At 71.9% G+C, this 15,611-nt stretch carries 12 protein-coding genes; 7 read left to right on the top strand and 5 right to left on the bottom strand.

Going from position 1 to position 15,611, the window contains the following annotated elements; translation table 11 throughout:
* Nucleotides 1–524: 524 nt before the first annotated feature.
* Entirely contained in the window at nt 525–1,427 is a 903-nt protein-coding gene (locus ACETWP_RS06075; RefSeq protein ID WP_373971317.1) for a phosphatase PAP2 family protein, read from the bottom strand.
* Between the two features lie 234 nt (nt 1,428–1,661).
* Between ACETWP_RS06075 and ACETWP_RS06070 the strand changes: the two genes are divergently transcribed.
* The 4 genes from ACETWP_RS06070 (at nt 1,662) to ACETWP_RS06055 (ending at nt 8,147) form a co-directional block, all read left to right on the top strand.
* Complete coding sequence (locus ACETWP_RS06070; RefSeq protein WP_373971316.1) at nt 1,662–2,702, top strand: o-succinylbenzoate synthase; 1,041 nt, start codon at nt 1,662–1,664, stop codon at nt 2,700–2,702.
* Nucleotides 2,703–2,791: 89 nt separating this feature from the next.
* Nucleotides 2,792–4,918 (top strand): PhoX family protein, encoded by a 2,127-nt coding sequence (locus ACETWP_RS06065; RefSeq protein ID WP_373971315.1) that lies wholly within the window; start codon nt 2,792–2,794, stop codon nt 4,916–4,918.
* A gap of 30 nt (nt 4,919–4,948) precedes the next feature.
* Complete coding sequence (menD, locus tag ACETWP_RS06060) at nt 4,949–6,871, top strand: 2-succinyl-5-enolpyruvyl-6-hydroxy-3-cyclohexene-1-carboxylic-acid synthase (RefSeq protein ID WP_373971314.1); 1,923 nt, start codon at nt 4,949–4,951, stop codon at nt 6,869–6,871.
* 127 nt (nt 6,872–6,998) lie between these two features.
* Nucleotides 6,999–8,147, top strand: a complete 1,149-nt coding sequence (locus tag ACETWP_RS06055) for a peptidase associated/transthyretin-like domain-containing protein (protein WP_373971313.1) — start codon at nt 6,999–7,001, stop codon at nt 8,145–8,147.
* Nucleotides 8,148–8,170: 23 nt separating this feature from the next.
* Here the strand turns inward: ACETWP_RS06055 and ACETWP_RS06050 are convergent, their stop codons facing one another.
* The 4 genes from ACETWP_RS06050 to ACETWP_RS06035 form a co-directional block, all read right to left on the bottom strand.
* Entirely contained in the window at nt 8,171–8,962 is a 792-nt protein-coding gene (locus ACETWP_RS06050) for an amino acid ABC transporter ATP-binding protein (RefSeq protein WP_373971312.1), read from the bottom strand.
* 12 nt (nt 8,963–8,974) lie between these two features.
* Nucleotides 8,975–9,769, bottom strand: a complete 795-nt coding sequence (locus ACETWP_RS06045; RefSeq protein ID WP_373971311.1) for an amino acid ABC transporter permease — start codon at nt 9,767–9,769, stop codon at nt 8,975–8,977.
* A gap of 138 nt (nt 9,770–9,907) precedes the next feature.
* Nucleotides 9,908–10,702 carry an ABC transporter substrate-binding protein gene (locus ACETWP_RS06040; RefSeq protein ID WP_373971310.1) on the bottom strand — a complete coding sequence of 265 codons (795 nt, stop codon included), beginning with the start codon at nt 10,700–10,702 and terminating at the stop codon, nt 9,908–9,910.
* A gap of 163 nt (nt 10,703–10,865) precedes the next feature.
* Nucleotides 10,866–12,218: an isochorismate synthase gene (locus ACETWP_RS06035; RefSeq protein WP_373971309.1), complete on the bottom strand. Its 1,353-nt coding sequence runs from the start codon at nt 12,216–12,218 to the stop codon at nt 10,866–10,868.
* A 74-nt stretch (nt 12,219–12,292) separates the two neighbouring features.
* Here ACETWP_RS06035 and ACETWP_RS06030 point away from each other — a divergent pair, with 74 nt between their 5' ends.
* From ACETWP_RS06030 to ACETWP_RS06020, 3 genes are read left to right on the top strand one after another with little or no spacing between them, the layout of a single operon-like run.
* The gene (locus tag ACETWP_RS06030) at nt 12,293–13,087 is read left to right on the top strand and encodes a demethylmenaquinone methyltransferase (protein ID WP_373971308.1); all 795 of its coding nucleotides are present in this window, start codon (nt 12,293–12,295) and stop codon (nt 13,085–13,087) included.
* A gap of 19 nt (nt 13,088–13,106) precedes the next feature.
* Entirely contained in the window at nt 13,107–14,444 is a 1,338-nt protein-coding gene (locus tag ACETWP_RS06025; RefSeq protein ID WP_373971307.1) for a geranylgeranyl reductase family protein, read from the top strand.
* Nucleotides 14,441–15,538: a polyprenyl synthetase family protein gene (locus tag ACETWP_RS06020; RefSeq protein ID WP_373971306.1), complete on the top strand. Its 1,098-nt coding sequence runs from the start codon at nt 14,441–14,443 to the stop codon at nt 15,536–15,538. Before ACETWP_RS06025 ends, ACETWP_RS06020 begins: the two co-directional genes overlap by 4 nt.
* The last annotated feature ends 73 nt before the right edge of the window (nt 15,539–15,611 follow it).

Genomic DNA, 15,611 nt, shown 5'->3' with positions numbered 1-15,611 from the left:
CGCGGGGGAGTCGGGTCGGGCGGGTGCCGGGGCGGGGTCCTGCGGTGCCGGTGGTCCGGACGGGGGTCCCGCGGCGCGCGGCGCCGGCGGCGGTCCGGGGGCCGGTTCCGGGGACAGGGAGGGCGGTCCCTCGGACCCCTGGGCCATCACGACACCGCCCACCGGTTCAGTTGTTCCGGACGGGGGTCTCGACGGCTGGAACGACGGGACCAGTGTTCCGGGAGCCGGTTCGGAGAGATCCGGGCGCGGGCCCTCGGCCCCCTGGGCCAACTGGGTAGGGGACCCCGAGGCGGGGAAGGAAGCGGAGGCTCGCTGCAGTGCGGTGGACAGCTGCCCGGCGCCGGATGACCCGAATTGAGTCGGATCGGAAATGGATCGCCAGGAGGAGGCCGCCTTACTGCATGAGTGGCATCAAGCCGATCGGTCAGCGTGGACGAGCCGAAACCCGTTGTCCGGCCGCAGAACGGCGTGCATCGGTGGGCAACTGGGATGACACAGACCGTGCCCGGCGGCGGAGTAGCCCGTCAACGCAGTGAGCTGTGCCGGGTCTGCTGGGAGAAAAACGCGCCGCCGAGCGCGAAGAGGAAGCCCGCCGATCCGATGATGAACAGCACTCCGCTGATGAGATACCAGCCCAAACCTTCGCCGTCCTTGGCCGCACCGCCCTCCGCGAGGAACCAGTAGACGGCTACGGAGCCCAGCAGACCGACGACGCCCGGAATCCAGCTCAAGGTCTGCCAGAGCCGTGCGGATGCCCAATGGCCCTCCGGCCCGAACCAGACGTTCCACCCGGGTTCCCGGCGCAGGATCACCAGGCCCCCGAGAAGCCCCCAGAACACGGCCACCAGGAACGCCGCCAGAATGTCCGCGGGACGGTGCCAGCCCAAGACGAAGGTGGCAACGCCTGCCAGCGCGGCATACAGCCCGCCCAGAGCTGCGACGAGTGGCCGCCACCGCGGCGACGTCACGAGAAAGACGGCCACCATCGATGCGGCCGCGAAGGTCGTGTGGCCGGACGGGAAGGAATTCACGGAGGCTTCGGAGATGTTCTTGTCCGGTCGGTCCAAAATGAAGTGCTTGAGCACCTGCGTGCTCGCCACGGCGGCAGCGAAAGCCAAGCCCGCAACAGCCGGGGCGAAGACGCCGCGTCGAGCGATGGCAGCGGCAAGCAGCGCCAGCGCGCCGATGCCCGCGGAGACGGCGGGCATCTCGCCGAGGAAGGCCAACGCCGGCCGGCGCGCGGAATCCGCCGCGAGGTAGTCGACGGCACCGCGCAGCGCGTTGTCGTCGGCCAGTTGCCCGGTGGCCGTCAACACAAAGCCCCAATACGCCGCGGCGAACGCCCCGGCCACGCTGAGCATGCCGAAGATCCACAGCGCCGGATTCGGGGCGGCACGGTGGGATCCGCCGCCGACCACGGGAATCACTTGGGTATCGTCCATCATCTCAAGATTGCCACAGCTTGATGGGAGGAGGCTGTACCGCGCAGGGCGAGGAGGGGCACGCGTCGGGCGTTGACGGGAGGCGGCGCGGAAGGCGAGGAGGCTTGCGGGCAGGCGGGGCGGGCGTCCCACGTCGCTACAGTAGGGGGCATGACCGTCCCGATGCCGCCCAACCCGTCGAGCCGTTCGGGTGTTGCGGCGGCGGGCTCCGCGAGGACCGTGCCCCCCGCACCGAACCGTTCCGCGGGACGCACGGCGACGCGACCCATCCGCTGGCCGGACCCGGACGAGCTCGCGGCCCGCGCGCACGTTGTCACGCTGCCGCTCCGGGTCCGATTCCGCGGCGTCGCCGAACGCGAGGTGCTCCTGCTGGACGGCCCCGCCGGTTGGGCCGAGTTCTCGCCCTTCCTGGAATACGACGACGCGGAGGCCTCCGCCTGGCTGCGCTGCGCCGTCGAGGCCGGATGGGACGGATTCCCCGCCCCGATCCGATCGAGCGTCCCGGTCAACGCGACCGTTCCGGCGGTTACGGCGGCCGACGTCGAGCGCGTCCTGGCGTCCTTCGACGCGGCACACACGGTCAAGATCAAGGTCGCGGAACGCGGCCAAACCCTGCGCGACGACGTGGCCCGCGTGGCGGAGGTCCGCCGGCTGCTCCCGGACGCCGCGCTGCGGATCGATGCGAACGCCGGCTGGACGCACGACGAGGCCCTCGCAGCACTCGAAGCCATCGGTCCCCTCGGCCTCCAGTACGCGGAACAGCCCGTGGCCGGAATCCACGGGCTACGCGAACTGCGCGAAGAGGTCCGCCGCCGAGGATGGGGCATCCCCATCGCGGCCGACGAATCGGTGCGGAAGGAGTCCGACCCCCTGGCCGTGGCGCGGGCGGGCGCCGCAGACCTGATCGTCATCAAGGCGCCGCCCCTCGGCGGCATCCGGCGCGCCCTGCGCATTGTCGCCGAGGCCGGGCTCCCCGCGGTGGTCAGCTCCGCGCTGGACTCCTCGGTGGGGACGCGCGCCGGCGCCGCGTTGGCCGCGGCCCTTCCGGAACTGCCCTACGCCTGCGGGCTCGGGACGGTGTCGCTCTTCGAGGCGGACGTGTGCCGGAACCGGTACGAGGCTCGCGGCGGGCAGCTTGATCTCCGCCCGGTGGCGCCGGACCCAGAACTCCTGGAACGCCACCGCGCCGGCCGCGAACGCCGGGACTGGTGGCTGGCGCGGTTACGCCGCTGCGGTGAACTCCTGGTGAAGGACGCGTAGACCCAACGTTCATCCGGCGGCGGCCGGAGCGTTGCCCACGGGTGGCATGGTTCGGGAAGGAAACAACACACCCACCCGGAGGCCCAAGAATGACGACAGACCGCAAGCTCCTGCCCATGCTCGGCCACACCCGCGGAAACCGCTCCGCGGCGACGTGCCATTTCAAGTGCGGGAACGCCTGCGCGAAGGACGTCTGCAACGTGTCCGGCAACGCGTACTTCCGCGACATCGCCGACTCTGCGCTCTCGCGCCGGGCCCTGCTGGGCCTTTCCGGCGTCGCGGCCGCCGCCGTCGTCATCGGCACCGAGACCGTCGCCGCGCCGCATGCCGCGGCCGATTTCGGTGGTTGGGGGCAGGGCGGCGGCAAGCTGCCGTTCCGCGCGATCGCCCCCGTCGAGCGCACCGCCGACGTCGTGACCGTGCCGTCCGGCTACGACTGGGCGCCCATCATCCGGTGGGGCGATCCCCTCTTCAAGAACGCCCCCGACTTCTCCCTGACGCGGCAGTCCGCCGCCGCGCAGGCCGGGCAGTTCGGCTACAACAACGACTACCTGAACATCCTCGCCGACCGCGGGAACGCCCGGTCCGGGGTGCTCGTGGCCAACCACGAGTACACGAACGAGGAGATCATGTTCGACCCGGCGTGGTACGCCGAGAACACCGACGAGGCCCGGCGGATCGCCATGGCGGCCCACGGCTTCACGGTCGTGGAGGTCAAGCGCCGGAAGGCCGGACAGAAGTGGGAGTACATCCGGGGAGGGAAGCGCAACCGCCGCATCACGGCCACGACGCCGTTCGCCGTCGACGGCCCGGCGGCAGGCTCGGAGCTGCTCCGGACCAAGGCCGATCCGAGGGGGCGGCGGATCCTGGGAACGCTGAACAACTGCGCCGGCGGCACGACGCCGTGGGGCACCATCATCTCCGGCGAGGAGAACTTCAACCAGTACTTCGAGGGCACGGGGTCGGCCACGGACGCCCGCTACGGGATCGCCGCGGAGCCGAGCGAGCGCGGATGGGAGAAGGTGGACCCGCGCTTCTCCGCCCGCAACGAGGGGTTCGAGAACGAGGCGAACCGCTTTGGCTGGATCGTGGAGATCGATCCGCAGGACCCGACTTCCACACCGGTCAAGCACACCGCGCTGGGCCGCTTCAAGCACGAGGGCGCGAACATCAGGATCGCGGCGGACGGGCGCGTGGTCGCGTATTCCGGCGACGACGAGCGTTTCGACTACGTCTACAAGTTCATCTCGAAGAAGAAGTACCGGCCCGGCAACCGGCCGCACAACATGACGCTCCTGTCCGAGGGCGACCTCTACGTCGCCAGGTTCACCGGGGACTCCCCGGCGGCGGAGGTGGACGGCTCGGGCGGGCTGCCGGAGGACGGGAACTTCGACGGGACCGGCGCCTGGCTGCCGCTGGTCGTGGACGGGGTGTCCAAAGTGGCGGGCATGAGCGTGGAGGAGGTGCTCGTCTACACGCGCCTGGCCGGTGACAAGGTGGGCGCCACCAAGATGGACCGTCCCGAGGACGTCGAGCCGAACCCCGTCACGGGCAAGGTCTACATCGCGCTGACGAACAACACCAACCGCGGCGTCGGCTCCAACGCCGGCCCCGACGAGGCGAACCCGCGCTCGCGGAACCGCGACGGGCACGTCATCGAGCTCACCGAGCGGCGCCATGACGCCGCCTCGCTGACCTTCGGCTGGAGCATCCTGCTGGTCGCGGGCGACCCCGCGAAGAGCGAGAGCGCCTACTTCGCCGGCTTCCCGCGCGACAAGGTCTCCCCGATCTCCTGCCCGGACAACCTCGCGTTCGACTCCCGCGGCAACCTGTGGATCTCCACCGACGGCCAGCCGGGCACGATCGGCTACTGCGACGCGTTGCACAAGGTCGATCTGACCGGGCCCCAGCGCGGCCGCGTCCGGCAGTTCCTTGCGGTTCCCGCGGGCGCGGAAACCTGCGGACCGGTGATCCACGACCGCGACGACTCCGTGTTCGTCGCCGTGCAGCATCCCGGGGAAGGCGGCACGTTCGCCGAACCGCTCTCGCTGTTCCCCGACTACGTGCCGGCGCGCGGCCGCGAGAAGCGGGGGCAGGCCTTCGCGCCACGCCCGTCGGTGGTGCAGGTCTACCGAACCGACGCGGGGCGCCGGGGCCGCCACGGCAAGGGTTCGGCACCGCACGAGTCCGGGCACGACGGCGGTCGCGGCCGGTAGGCGTCCAGAACGGGACCATAGGATGGGGACATGAGGACACCCGCCGACGACGGACCGATTTCCCTGAACGCCGCCCGCTCCGCCCTGCAGACCCTGGCGGAGGGCGGCGTTCGCCATCTGGTGCTCTGCCCCGGATCGCGCAGCGCCCCGCTCGCGTACGCCGCGGCCGAGGCCGAGGAACGCGGCGAACTGCGCGTCCACGTCCGCGTCGACGAGCGCGACGCGGGCTTCACGGCACTCGGCCTGTCCCTGGCCAGCGGCCGTCCCGTGGCGGTCGCCACGACGTCCGGGACCGCCGTGGGCGAACTGCTCCCGGCGATCATGGAAGCGAACCATGCCGGCGTGCCGCTGGTCGTGCTTTCCGCCGACCGGCCGGAGGAGCTGCGCGGGACCGGCGCCAACCAGACGACTGACCAGCCGGGCCTGTTCGGAAGCCATGTCCGCCTGTGCGTCGACATCCCCGCGGGCCAGGACCCGGCGCCCGAGCTGCGCCGCGCGATGCTCACGGCCGAGGGAATCGCGGCCTCCGACGGACGCGGCGAGCTCCCCGGGCTCGGAGGTGTCGAGGGGATCAGCGTCCACGCGGTCGCCCGCGGACCGGTCCACCTCAACATCGCCTTCCGGGACCCGCTGGTCCCCGGGCCGGGCGCGGCGCTGGCGTCCACGCGGGGTTCCGCGCCGGACTCCGGGTCGGCAGGCGGCGCGGGTGGACCACAGCGGGGCGGATCGGAGGACGGCGAACCGCAGGACCGCGGGACCGGGTCCGATGCCGGCCCGCGCGACGAGGTTTTCTTCACCCCCATCGACGACCTGCCCGAGCGCCGCACCGTCGTGATCGCCGGACACGACGCCGGACCGGTCGCCGAGGAGTTCGCGCGGCGCCACGGTCTGCCTCTGCTGGCCGAACCCAGCTCCAACGCCCGCTTCGGCCCGCACGCCGTCGGGCCCTACCGGCTCCTGCTGGCCCCGTTCGAGAGCCACATCGAGCGCGTCGTCGTCTTCGGGCGCCCGACGCTCAGCCGCCCCGTCGAGCGGCTCCTGGCCGGGGGAGCCGTGCCGGCGGCGCTCTATGTGCCCGAACCGGTGGGCTGGTTCGACGTCGGGCGGCGCCGCGAACGCATCATCGACGAACCCGAGGACCTGTCGCTCTTCGCGGGCCGCGGCGCGCCGGGGTGGCTGGACGCCTGGCGCGCGGCGGGGGCCGCCGCCGAGCGATCCATCGCCGGGGTGCTGGATGCCGGCCCGATGACCGGGCTCCTCCTTGCCCGGCAGGTGTGGGCGGCGTCCCGCGGGGCACTGGTGATCGGATCCTCCAACGCCATCCGCGACGCCGATCTGGCCGGCCTGCCGGCTGGCGCGCCCGCGGCGCGGATCTTCGCGAACCGCGGGCTCGCGGGGATCGACGGCACCGTGGCGACGGCCACCGGCGTCGCGCTGGCGCGGGGAGCGGGACGCACGACGCTGCTGCTCGGCGACGTCACCTTCCTGCACGACGTCGGGGGACTGTTCCTCGGCGACGGGGAGGTCGAGCCGGACCTCGACATCGTCGTCCTCAACGACGGCGGCGGGGCGATCTTTTCCACCCTCGAGCATGGTCTGGTGGCCGAATCGGGGCGCTACGGGAGCACCGTGGAGCGCTTCTTCGGCACCCCGCACCGGGTGCGCCTCGACGGTTTGGCCGCCGCCTACCGCCTGGACTACGTCCGCGTCGACGATCCCGCCGCGTTGCGCGCCGTGCTGGACGCGCGCGCGCCGGGGGAGTCCGGCGGACGCCCGCGGCGGCGGATCGTCGACGTGGCGATCGACCGGACGGATGTCCGCGCGCTGCACCGTAGGATCGCATCCGCCGTTGCCGAGGCGGTGGCGCCGATCGCGGCGGGCGCCACGGCTCCGGACGCGGCCACGGCGGCGGACCAACCTTCGTCCCCTGCCCCGGCGACCGCCCGCCACTGACGTCGTCTCCCGCCCGCCACTGACGTCGTCTCCCGCCCGCCACAGCGGCTTCACGGCGGGGAAACCGCACAGCGGCGCCACAGGCGCGCCCCCGGCGCGGCACAGAAGCGGGAGGCAGGCTGGTGCCATGAACCGACAAACGCCTTCCGCGCCGCACGCCCCGGTGCCCACCACGTCCGCGCGGCCCGGTGCGGTGACGACCACGTCCGCGCCGACGGCCATGACGCGCGATCCCCTCGTCGGCGACGCGGTGCGCCGCGTCGGGGCATCGCCTGAGCACCACGCGGCCGACCGCGCCGAGAGCCGGCACACGGACCACAACCGCGGCGAAGGCACACACCCGGACCGCGACCGCAGTGAAAGCCCGCACCCGGACCACGACCGCGGCCTCGAATTCGATCTGCGCACCCTCCTGTCGCGGCGCTCCGCCTTCTCGCGGCGCCGGGCACTCGGCGCCGGGCTGGGAGGCGTGGCCGCCGCCGCTCTGGCGGCCTGCGCCCCGGCGTCGTCCGGGGGTTCCGCGACCGCCGCCGGATCGTCCGCATCGTCGGACGGGGCCACGGAGAACTCCGGTGGTGTCTCGTCCTCGGCGTCCGGCGCTGCCGCCCCCGCGTCCCCGACGGCGACGCGCGCCATCGCGGACTGCGGGGTGGAAACGCCCGACGAGACGGCGGGACCGTACCCGGGAGATGGGTCGAACGGGCCCAATGTCCTGGAGGAGTCCGGGATCGTGCGCAGCGACATCACGGGCAGCTTCGGTGGCGGCGACGTGAAGCGCGTCGAGGGACTCCCGCTCACCCTCACGCTGACCATCCTGGACGGCTCCAACGGATGCGTCCCCTACGCCGGGGCCGCGGTCTACGCGTGGCACTGCGACCCCAGCGGCAAATACTCCCTCTACGACGCCGGCTACGAGGACGACAACTTCCTGCGCGGCGTCCAGGAGGCCGACGAGAACGGGCAGGTCACCTTCAGCACGATCTTCCCGGGCGCGTACAACGGCAGGTGGCCGCACGTCCACTTCGAGGTGTTCGACTCGCTGAGGAACATCAACTCGACCGGGCAGGTGCTCAAGGTCTCCCAGGTGGCGCTGACGGACGCCGCGTGCCGGGCCGTCTACGCCACCGACGGCTACGCGTCGAGCGCGCGCAGCTTCCCGAACACGCCCCTGAACGGGGACATGGTCTTCGGGGACGACGGCGGAGCGCACCAGTTGGCGGCGATGTCCGGGAGCGTTTCGGCGGGCTACACGGCCTCGCTGAACGTCACGCTCTAGGCAGCTCCAGCGGCGCGAGGGGCCTACTCGCGGACGTCCACGTGGGTCGGATCGAGCACGCGCTTGAGGAAGTCCTGGGTGCGCGGCTGCTGCGGGTTGCCGATGACCTCGGCGGCCGTGCCCTCCTCGACGACCACGCCGCCGTCCATGAACACCACGCGGTCGGCGACCTCGCGCGCGAACGCCATCTCGTGGGTCACCACGAGCATGGTCATGCCGGCGCGGGCCAGGTTGCGCATGATGGAGAGGACCTCGCCGACGGTCTCCGGGTCCAGCGCCGACGTGGGCTCGTCGAACAGCATCAGTTGCGGCTCCATGGACAGGGCGCGGGCGATCGCCACGCGCTGCTGCTGGCCGCCGGAGAGCTGGTCCGGGTACCGGTCGCCGAAATCGGCCAGGCCGACGTTCGCCAGGTGGCGCTGCGCGGTCGCGCGGGCCTCGGCGGAGGGGCGCTTGAGGACCTTGGTCGGTGCGACGGTGCAGTTCTGGGTCACGGTCAGGTGCGGGAACAGGTTGAACTGCTGGAAGACCATGCCCACGTTCCGGCGCATCTTGTCCAGCTCGATGTCCGGGTCGGTCGCCTCGAATCCGCCGACGTGGATGGTTCCGGCGTTCGGCTGCTCGAGCAGGTTGACGCAGCGCAGCAGGGTGGACTTGCCCGAGCCGGAGGGCCCGATGAGGCAGACGACCTCGCCCGGCGCGACCGTCAGGTCGATGCCCTTGAGGACCTCGTTGCTGCCGTAGGACTTGCGCAGGCCGACGATGCTGACGCCCGCGGCGTGGAACTCTGGCTGGGTGGGGGTGCTGTCGTTCATGGCGTGGGTGCCTTATCGCTTGGTCCGCGCGGTGCGGGCTTCGAACTTCCGAGCCAGCAGGCTCAGCGGGACGGTGATGACCAGGTACAGCGCACCGGCCACGATGAGCGGGGTGATGCCCGCGCCCAGGCTCGTGATGCCGTCGCGGCCGAACTTGGTGAGCTCGTATTGGCTGGCCGTCGCCCCCAGGATGAACGCCAGGGACGAGTCCTTCGTGAGCAGGATGACCTCGTTGGTCAGCGGCGGCAGGACGATCTTGAACGCCTGCGGGATGATGATGGTGACCATGGCGCGCCAGGCCGGCATGCCCAGCGAACGCGCGGCCTCCATCTGCCCCTTGGGCACGGCCTGCAGGCCGGCGCGCAGGGTCTCGGCGATGTAGGCGGAAGCGACCATGCCGAGGGACACCATGACGACGACGGGCTGCGGCCAGCTCGTCCCGGGGAACGCGGTGGGGATGCCGAAGCCGAAGGCGATGAGCACCAGGATCGCGGGGATCCCGCGGAAGAACTCGATGTAGCCGGTGGCGATCCAACGGTACGGGGCGAAGGCCGACATCTTCATCAGCGCCAGCAGCAGGCCCAGGGTCAGCCCCAGGGCGAAGGAGATGGCCGTGTAGTAGATGGTGTTCTTCAGCCCGACGGTGATGATCTCGGGGAACATGGGTCCGATGGCGGCGAAGTTGAAGAAGGACTCCTGGAGCACCTCCCAGTCCAGCGTCAGCACGAGGACGATAACGACGATGACGAGGATCGCGAGCTGGACGATCTGGCTGATCCGTGATCGCTGGCGGACGGTCAGGGCCATGGGAAATGCCTTCCATTAGGGCCGCCGGGCCCCGGAGATCGTGGTGGATGTCCGGGACCCGGCGGATGTCTGCTCCGGGGGTGGTCCCCGGCCGTGACGGGTGGCGGCCGGCGCGCGGTGCCGTGCCGGCCGCGGTGCCTACTGCTCGGTCGACCCGAACCAGGTCGCGGTGAACTCCTCGAGCGATCCGTCCTCGGTCAGCCGCTGCAGGGTGGCGTTGACCTCCTCGAGCAGGGCGGTGTTGCCCTTCTTCACGGCGATGCCCAGCTGCTCGCCGGTCGCGAAGTCGGCGACGCGCTGGAACTGCTCGTCGTCCTTAATGGCGTAGCCGAGCACGGACTGGTTGCCCAGCGCCGCGTCGATGGTCCCGGACTTGAGCGCCTGGACCTGGAGGCCGCCGTCCTCGAACTGGACCGCCTCGATGCCGTTCTCGGCGGCGTACTTGGCGCCGGTGGTGGCCTGCTGCACGCCGACCTTCATGCCCTTGGCGGACTCGAGGTCGGTGATCCCGGAGCCCTCCTTGGCGACGAGGGTCAGGTCGTCGTCCATGTAGGGGTCGGAGAAGTCCATGTTGCCCTTGCGCTCCTCGGTGATGGAGACCGAGGAGATCGCGACGTCGCACTGCGTGGCGAAGAGGCCGGACTCGATGGCGTCGAAGGACGAGTCGACGACGTTCAGCTCCACGCCGAGGTCCTCGGCCAGCGCCGCGGCGACGTCCATGTCGAAGCCGACGTTCTCGCCGTCGCGGACGAACTCGAAGGGCTCGTAGGGGATGTCCGAGCAGACCGTGAGCTTGCCGGCGTTGACGAAGGCCAGCTCGGCCTCGGAGCCGGACGCGGCGGGCTCGTCGTTGGATCCGCCGCAGGCGGTGAGGGACAGGCCGGCGATGGCGGTGACGGCCAGCGCCTTGGCGAGCTTCGGGGTGATCCTCATGGAATGTGTGTCCTTCTTGATCTTGTCAACGGGAGCAGGCTGAGTCAGCAGGGCCATTCTAGCCCGGCGGCGGCGCTTCCCTGAGATATTCATCACAGGCTACAGGGGTAGATTCGAAGTAAACAACCGCTTCATAGTACAAGGGCGCGAACGGCGGCCGGGGCTAGAGGTTCAGCGCCTCGCGCATGGGGCGCATCTTCGCCCAGGACTCCGCCAGCTCGGCCTCGGGGTCGGAGGCGGCCACGATCCCGCAGCCCGCGTAGAGGCGCACGCGGGTCGGCGTCTCCACCACCCCGCCGCGCAGGGCGATGCCGAACTCCCCGTTGCCGGCGGCATCGACCCATCCCACCGGCCCGGCGTAGGGGCCGCGGTCCATGCCCTCGAGCTGGCGGATCAGGGCGCCGGCGGCCTCGGTGGGCGTGCCGCACACGGCCGCCGTCGGGTGCAGCACCTCGGCCAGGTCCAGCGCCGAGGGCCGCGTCCCGTCCGCCCCCACACTCAGCCGGGCCTCGACGTCGGAGGCCAGGTGCCAGACGTTGGGCAGCTCCAGCACGAACGGCTCCTTGGGCGAATTCATGCCCGTGACCAGCGGCCCGAGCTGCTCGGTCAGGGAATCGATGGCGAGGCTGTGCTCGTGGCGCTGCTTCTCGTCCCCGGAGAGCATCCGCCGCGCGTAGCCCGGCTCGCCCGCGGGGGCCGTGGCACGGTCGAGCGTCCCCGCCAGCACGCGCGCCCGCGCGGTGTCGCCCTCGACCTGGACCAGCATCTCGGGGGTGGATCCGATCAGCCCGTCCACGGAGTAGGTCCAGCAGTCCGCGTACCGCAGCGCGAGCTCGCGCAGGACCTGCGCGACGGCGATGGGCGCGCTGAGCTCGGCGACCGCGTCGCGGGCCAGGACAAGCTTCGTCAGGCGTCCGGCCTTGATGGCCTCCACGCCCGCGGCCACGTGCGCCCGGTACCCGTCCTCGCTCACCTGGCCCTCGACGAGCCGATCGCCGCCCTCGCCCAGCTCGTGCTCGACGGAGACGTCGTCGAGCAGCGTCGCGAGGCGCGCCTCGGCGGCCGCGACGCTCAGTTCCGCGTCCGGGTCGGAGGTCGTGTAGGTGAGCCAGCTGGCGTCGTCGCGCCGGCCCACCACGATCTCCGGGACGATCATCCGCGACGGGCGCGCACTGGTGAAGGAGAAGGAGAAGGACGCGAAGGCGACCGGCCCGCTGCCCGGCAGGCCGGCGTCGTTCCGGGACTCCGCGGCGCGGACGACGGCGTCCCACCAGGCGCGCGCCTCGGCGAAGCGCCCGGGGCCCGAGGACGCGAACCGCGCGGCCTCCCCGAACCCGACCATGCCGTTGCCGCGGCGCCCCCAGACGAACGAGTCGTCGCGGACCACGTAGTCGAGGAGCCCGTGCTCGCTCATGGGGGGACGTTCGAAGGTGATGCTGCGCAGCGACGGCGCGGCGGGCAGTTCGTCCACCGCACCCGCGGACGGCAGGGGGGAGCCCGGGGAGTCATTCATCATGGTTCCACCAGCCTACTCCGGACGCGGCGGCGGGCTGTTTTCCCCCATCCGCCGAACTTTGCGACAATGGGCGGGTGAGCCGTGCATCGCTGGAGAAGCGCCCCGAAGAAGTCCAAGCCATGTTCGACGACGTCGCGCCGCGGTACGACGTGGTCAACGACATCCTCTCGGTCGGCCAGACGCGCCGGTGGCGGAAGATCGTCGTCGACGCCGTCGACGCGGAACCGGGCCAGCGCGTGCTGGACCTGGCCGCGGGCACCGGCACCTCGTCCGAGCCGTACGCGGACGCCGGCATTCAGGTGGTGGCCTGCGACTTCTCGCTGGGCATGCTCCAGGTCGGCAAGCGCCGCCGCCCGGACATCGACTTCGTCGCCGGCGACGCCACCAACCTGCCGTTCGAGGACAACAGCTTCGACGCCACGACCATCAGCTTCGGCCTGCGCAACGTCACCGATCCGCAGAAGGCGCTCGCCGAGATGCTCCGGGTCACGAAGCCGGGCGGGAAGCTGGTCGTCGCCGAGTTCTCCCACCCGACGTTCGCGCCATGGCGCACCGTCTACACGGAGTACCTCATGCGGGCCCTGCCGGCGATCGCCACCAAGGTCGCGTCCAACCCGACCGCGTACGTCTACCTCGCGGAGTCCATCCGCGCCTGGCCGAACCAGGACGGCCTCGCCGCCTGGATCGACGCCGCCGGGTGGGAACAGTGCCGCTACCGGAACCTCTCCGGCGGCATCGTGGCCGTCCACCGGGCGCTGAAGCCGCTCGGCGGCGCGCCGGGCGGGGGCGCGGAGACCGACGCCGCGCCCGAGCACGCGGCCCAGGCCTCCGCCTACCTGCGCCACCACGCCTCGCGGCGCGTACTCTAGCCGGGACGGAAGGAACCACGTGTCCGTCCTGATCGTCGGCGCCGGCCCGGCCGGCTCCACCGCCGCGTACCACCTCGCCCGGGCGGGGGTGGAGGTGACCGTCCTGGAGAAGACGGCCTTCCCCCGCGAGAAGGTCTGCGGGGACGGGCTCACGCCGCGCGCCGTGCGCGAGCTGCGCCTGCTGGGGGTGCCGCACGACGCCGACGACGGCTGGCGCCGCAACCGCGGCCTGCGCCTTGTCGCCGGCGGTCGCCGTATCGAGCTGCCCTGGCCGGAGCTTGGCGACTTCCCCGACTACGGCCTCATCCGCACGCGGCTGGGCTTCGACGAGGCGCTGGCGCGGCACGCGGAGGCCGCCGGCGCGCTGCTGCACGAGCGCCACGCCGTCACCGAGGCCCTCCGCGACGAAACCGGCCGCGTCGTCGGCGCGCGCGCGAACGTGCTGGACGAACGCGGCCGGAAGACGGGGCAGACGCGGGACTTCTCCGCCGACGTCGTCCTGGCCGCCGACGGCAACTCGACCCGCACCGCGCTGAGCGTCGGGCACGAGAAGCGCGACGACCGCCCGCTCGGCGTCGCCTACCGCACCTACTTCACCAGCCCCCGCCACGAGGACGACTGGATGGAGGGCTGGCTCGAGCTGCCCGACCGGAACGGGAACCCGCTGCCCGGCTACGGCTGGGTGTTCGGCGTGGGGGACGGGACGTCGAACGTCGGCCTGGGGATCCTCAACTCCTCGAAGCAGTTCGGCAAGCTCGACTACCGGCAGGTGCTGCGCGACTGGACGGCCGGCATGCCCGCCGAGTGGGGCTTCAGCGAGGCGAACCAGGTCGGGGAGATCCGCGGCGCCGCCCTGCCCATGGGCTTCAACCGCACCCCCCACTACTCCCCGGGCCTGCTGCTGCTCGGCGACGCCGGCGGAATGGTCTCCCCGTTCAACGGCGAGGGCATCAGCTACGCCATGGAGTCCGCGCGCTACGCGGCCGAAATCGTCGCGGAGGCCCACACCGGGTCCCGCGGCGCGACGGCGGCCGGCCGCGAGGAGCTGTACGCCTCCTACGCCGACGTGGTGCGCGGCCAGTGGGGCAGCCACTTCACGCTGGGACGCCTGTTCGCGCGGCTGATCGGCAACCCGCGGATCATGCGGCTCGCCCTGCGCACGGGCATGAACGCGCCCGCCCTGATGCGGATGGTGGTGCGGATGCTCGCCAATCTCACGGACGAGGACGGCTCCGCGTTTGAGGATAGAGTGATCCATGTATTGGAGAGGCTGGCTCCCCCCACCAGCAACCAGCGACCGCTCCGCGCGTCCGCCGGAAGCCAACTCGCCCCGACGAAGAGTAAGCCACAGAATTGACTGATTCCCAGGCCAACTGGACCGCCGCAGGCCACGGCGTGCCGCACTCCGTTGACGTGAACCCGGAGACCGGCGTGCTGGCCGCCGGCATCCATCTGCCCCCCGGGTTCCGCGACGTCGCGGAGGACCCGGAGTTCGGTCCGGCCATCTCCCAGGGCATGGCCAAGGTGGAGAAGCTGCTGCTGGACGCCGTCGCGAACTCGGATCCGCTGATCGACGCGACCAGCCGCCACCTGGTGGAGGCCGGCGGCAAGCGCATCCGCCCGCTCCTGGTCCTCCTGTCCTCGCTCCTGGGCGAGGGAGTCGACGAGTCGGTCATCAAGGCGGCCGCGATCGTCGAGCTCACGCACCTGGCCACGCTCTACCACGACGACGTGATGGACTCCGCGCCCTACCGCCGCGGGGCGCCGACCGCGCACGAGGTGTGGGGGAACTCGGTCGCGATCCTCACCGGGGACCTCATCTTCGCCCGCGCGTCCGTCATCGGGTCCGAGCTCGGGCCGGACGCGGTGAACCTGCAGGCGCGCACGTTCGAGCGCCTCTGCCTCGGCCAGCTCCACGAGACCGTCGGGCCCCGCGAGGGCCAGGACGCCGTGGAGCACTACCTGCAGGTCATCGCGGACAAGACCGCGTCCCTCCTGTCCACGGCCGGTGTCTTCGGCGCCATCTTCGGCAAGGCGGAGGGCCACCGCGAGGTCATGCGCGACTACGGGGAGAAGGTCGGCGTCGCGTTCCAGCTCGCCGACGACGTGATCGACGTGACCGGCGCCCAGATACGTTCCGGCAAGACGCCCGGGACCGACCTGCGCGAGGGGGTGCCGACCCTGCCCGTGCTGCTCCTGCGGGAGGACGCGGCCGTCGGCGACGAATCGGCGCGCGCCGTGCTCGCGCTCGTGGACGGCGACCTGGCCTCCGACGAGGCGCTCGCCGCCGCCGTGCGGGCCCTGGCCGAGCACCCCGTCACGGGCCGCGCGTGGGCCGTCGCGCGCTCGTGGGCCGACGACGCGCTCGCCGCGCTGGCGCCGCTGCCCGACGGGCCCGTGAAGTCCTCGCTGGCGGCGTTCGCGGACGCCGTCGTCACGCGCGAACTGTAGTCACGCGCGAACTGTAGTCCCGCGCGGCAGCTCCGGGCGGAAACCGCCGGGACCCGTGGCCATTCCGGCCCCG

The organism is Arthrobacter halodurans (genome assembly GCF_041877255.1).
Lineage (GTDB): Bacteria > Actinomycetota > Actinomycetes > Actinomycetales > Micrococcaceae > Arthrobacter_N > Arthrobacter_N halodurans.
Note: the sequence above shows the minus strand (reverse complement) of the source record. Positions and strands in the feature narration are given on the sequence as shown.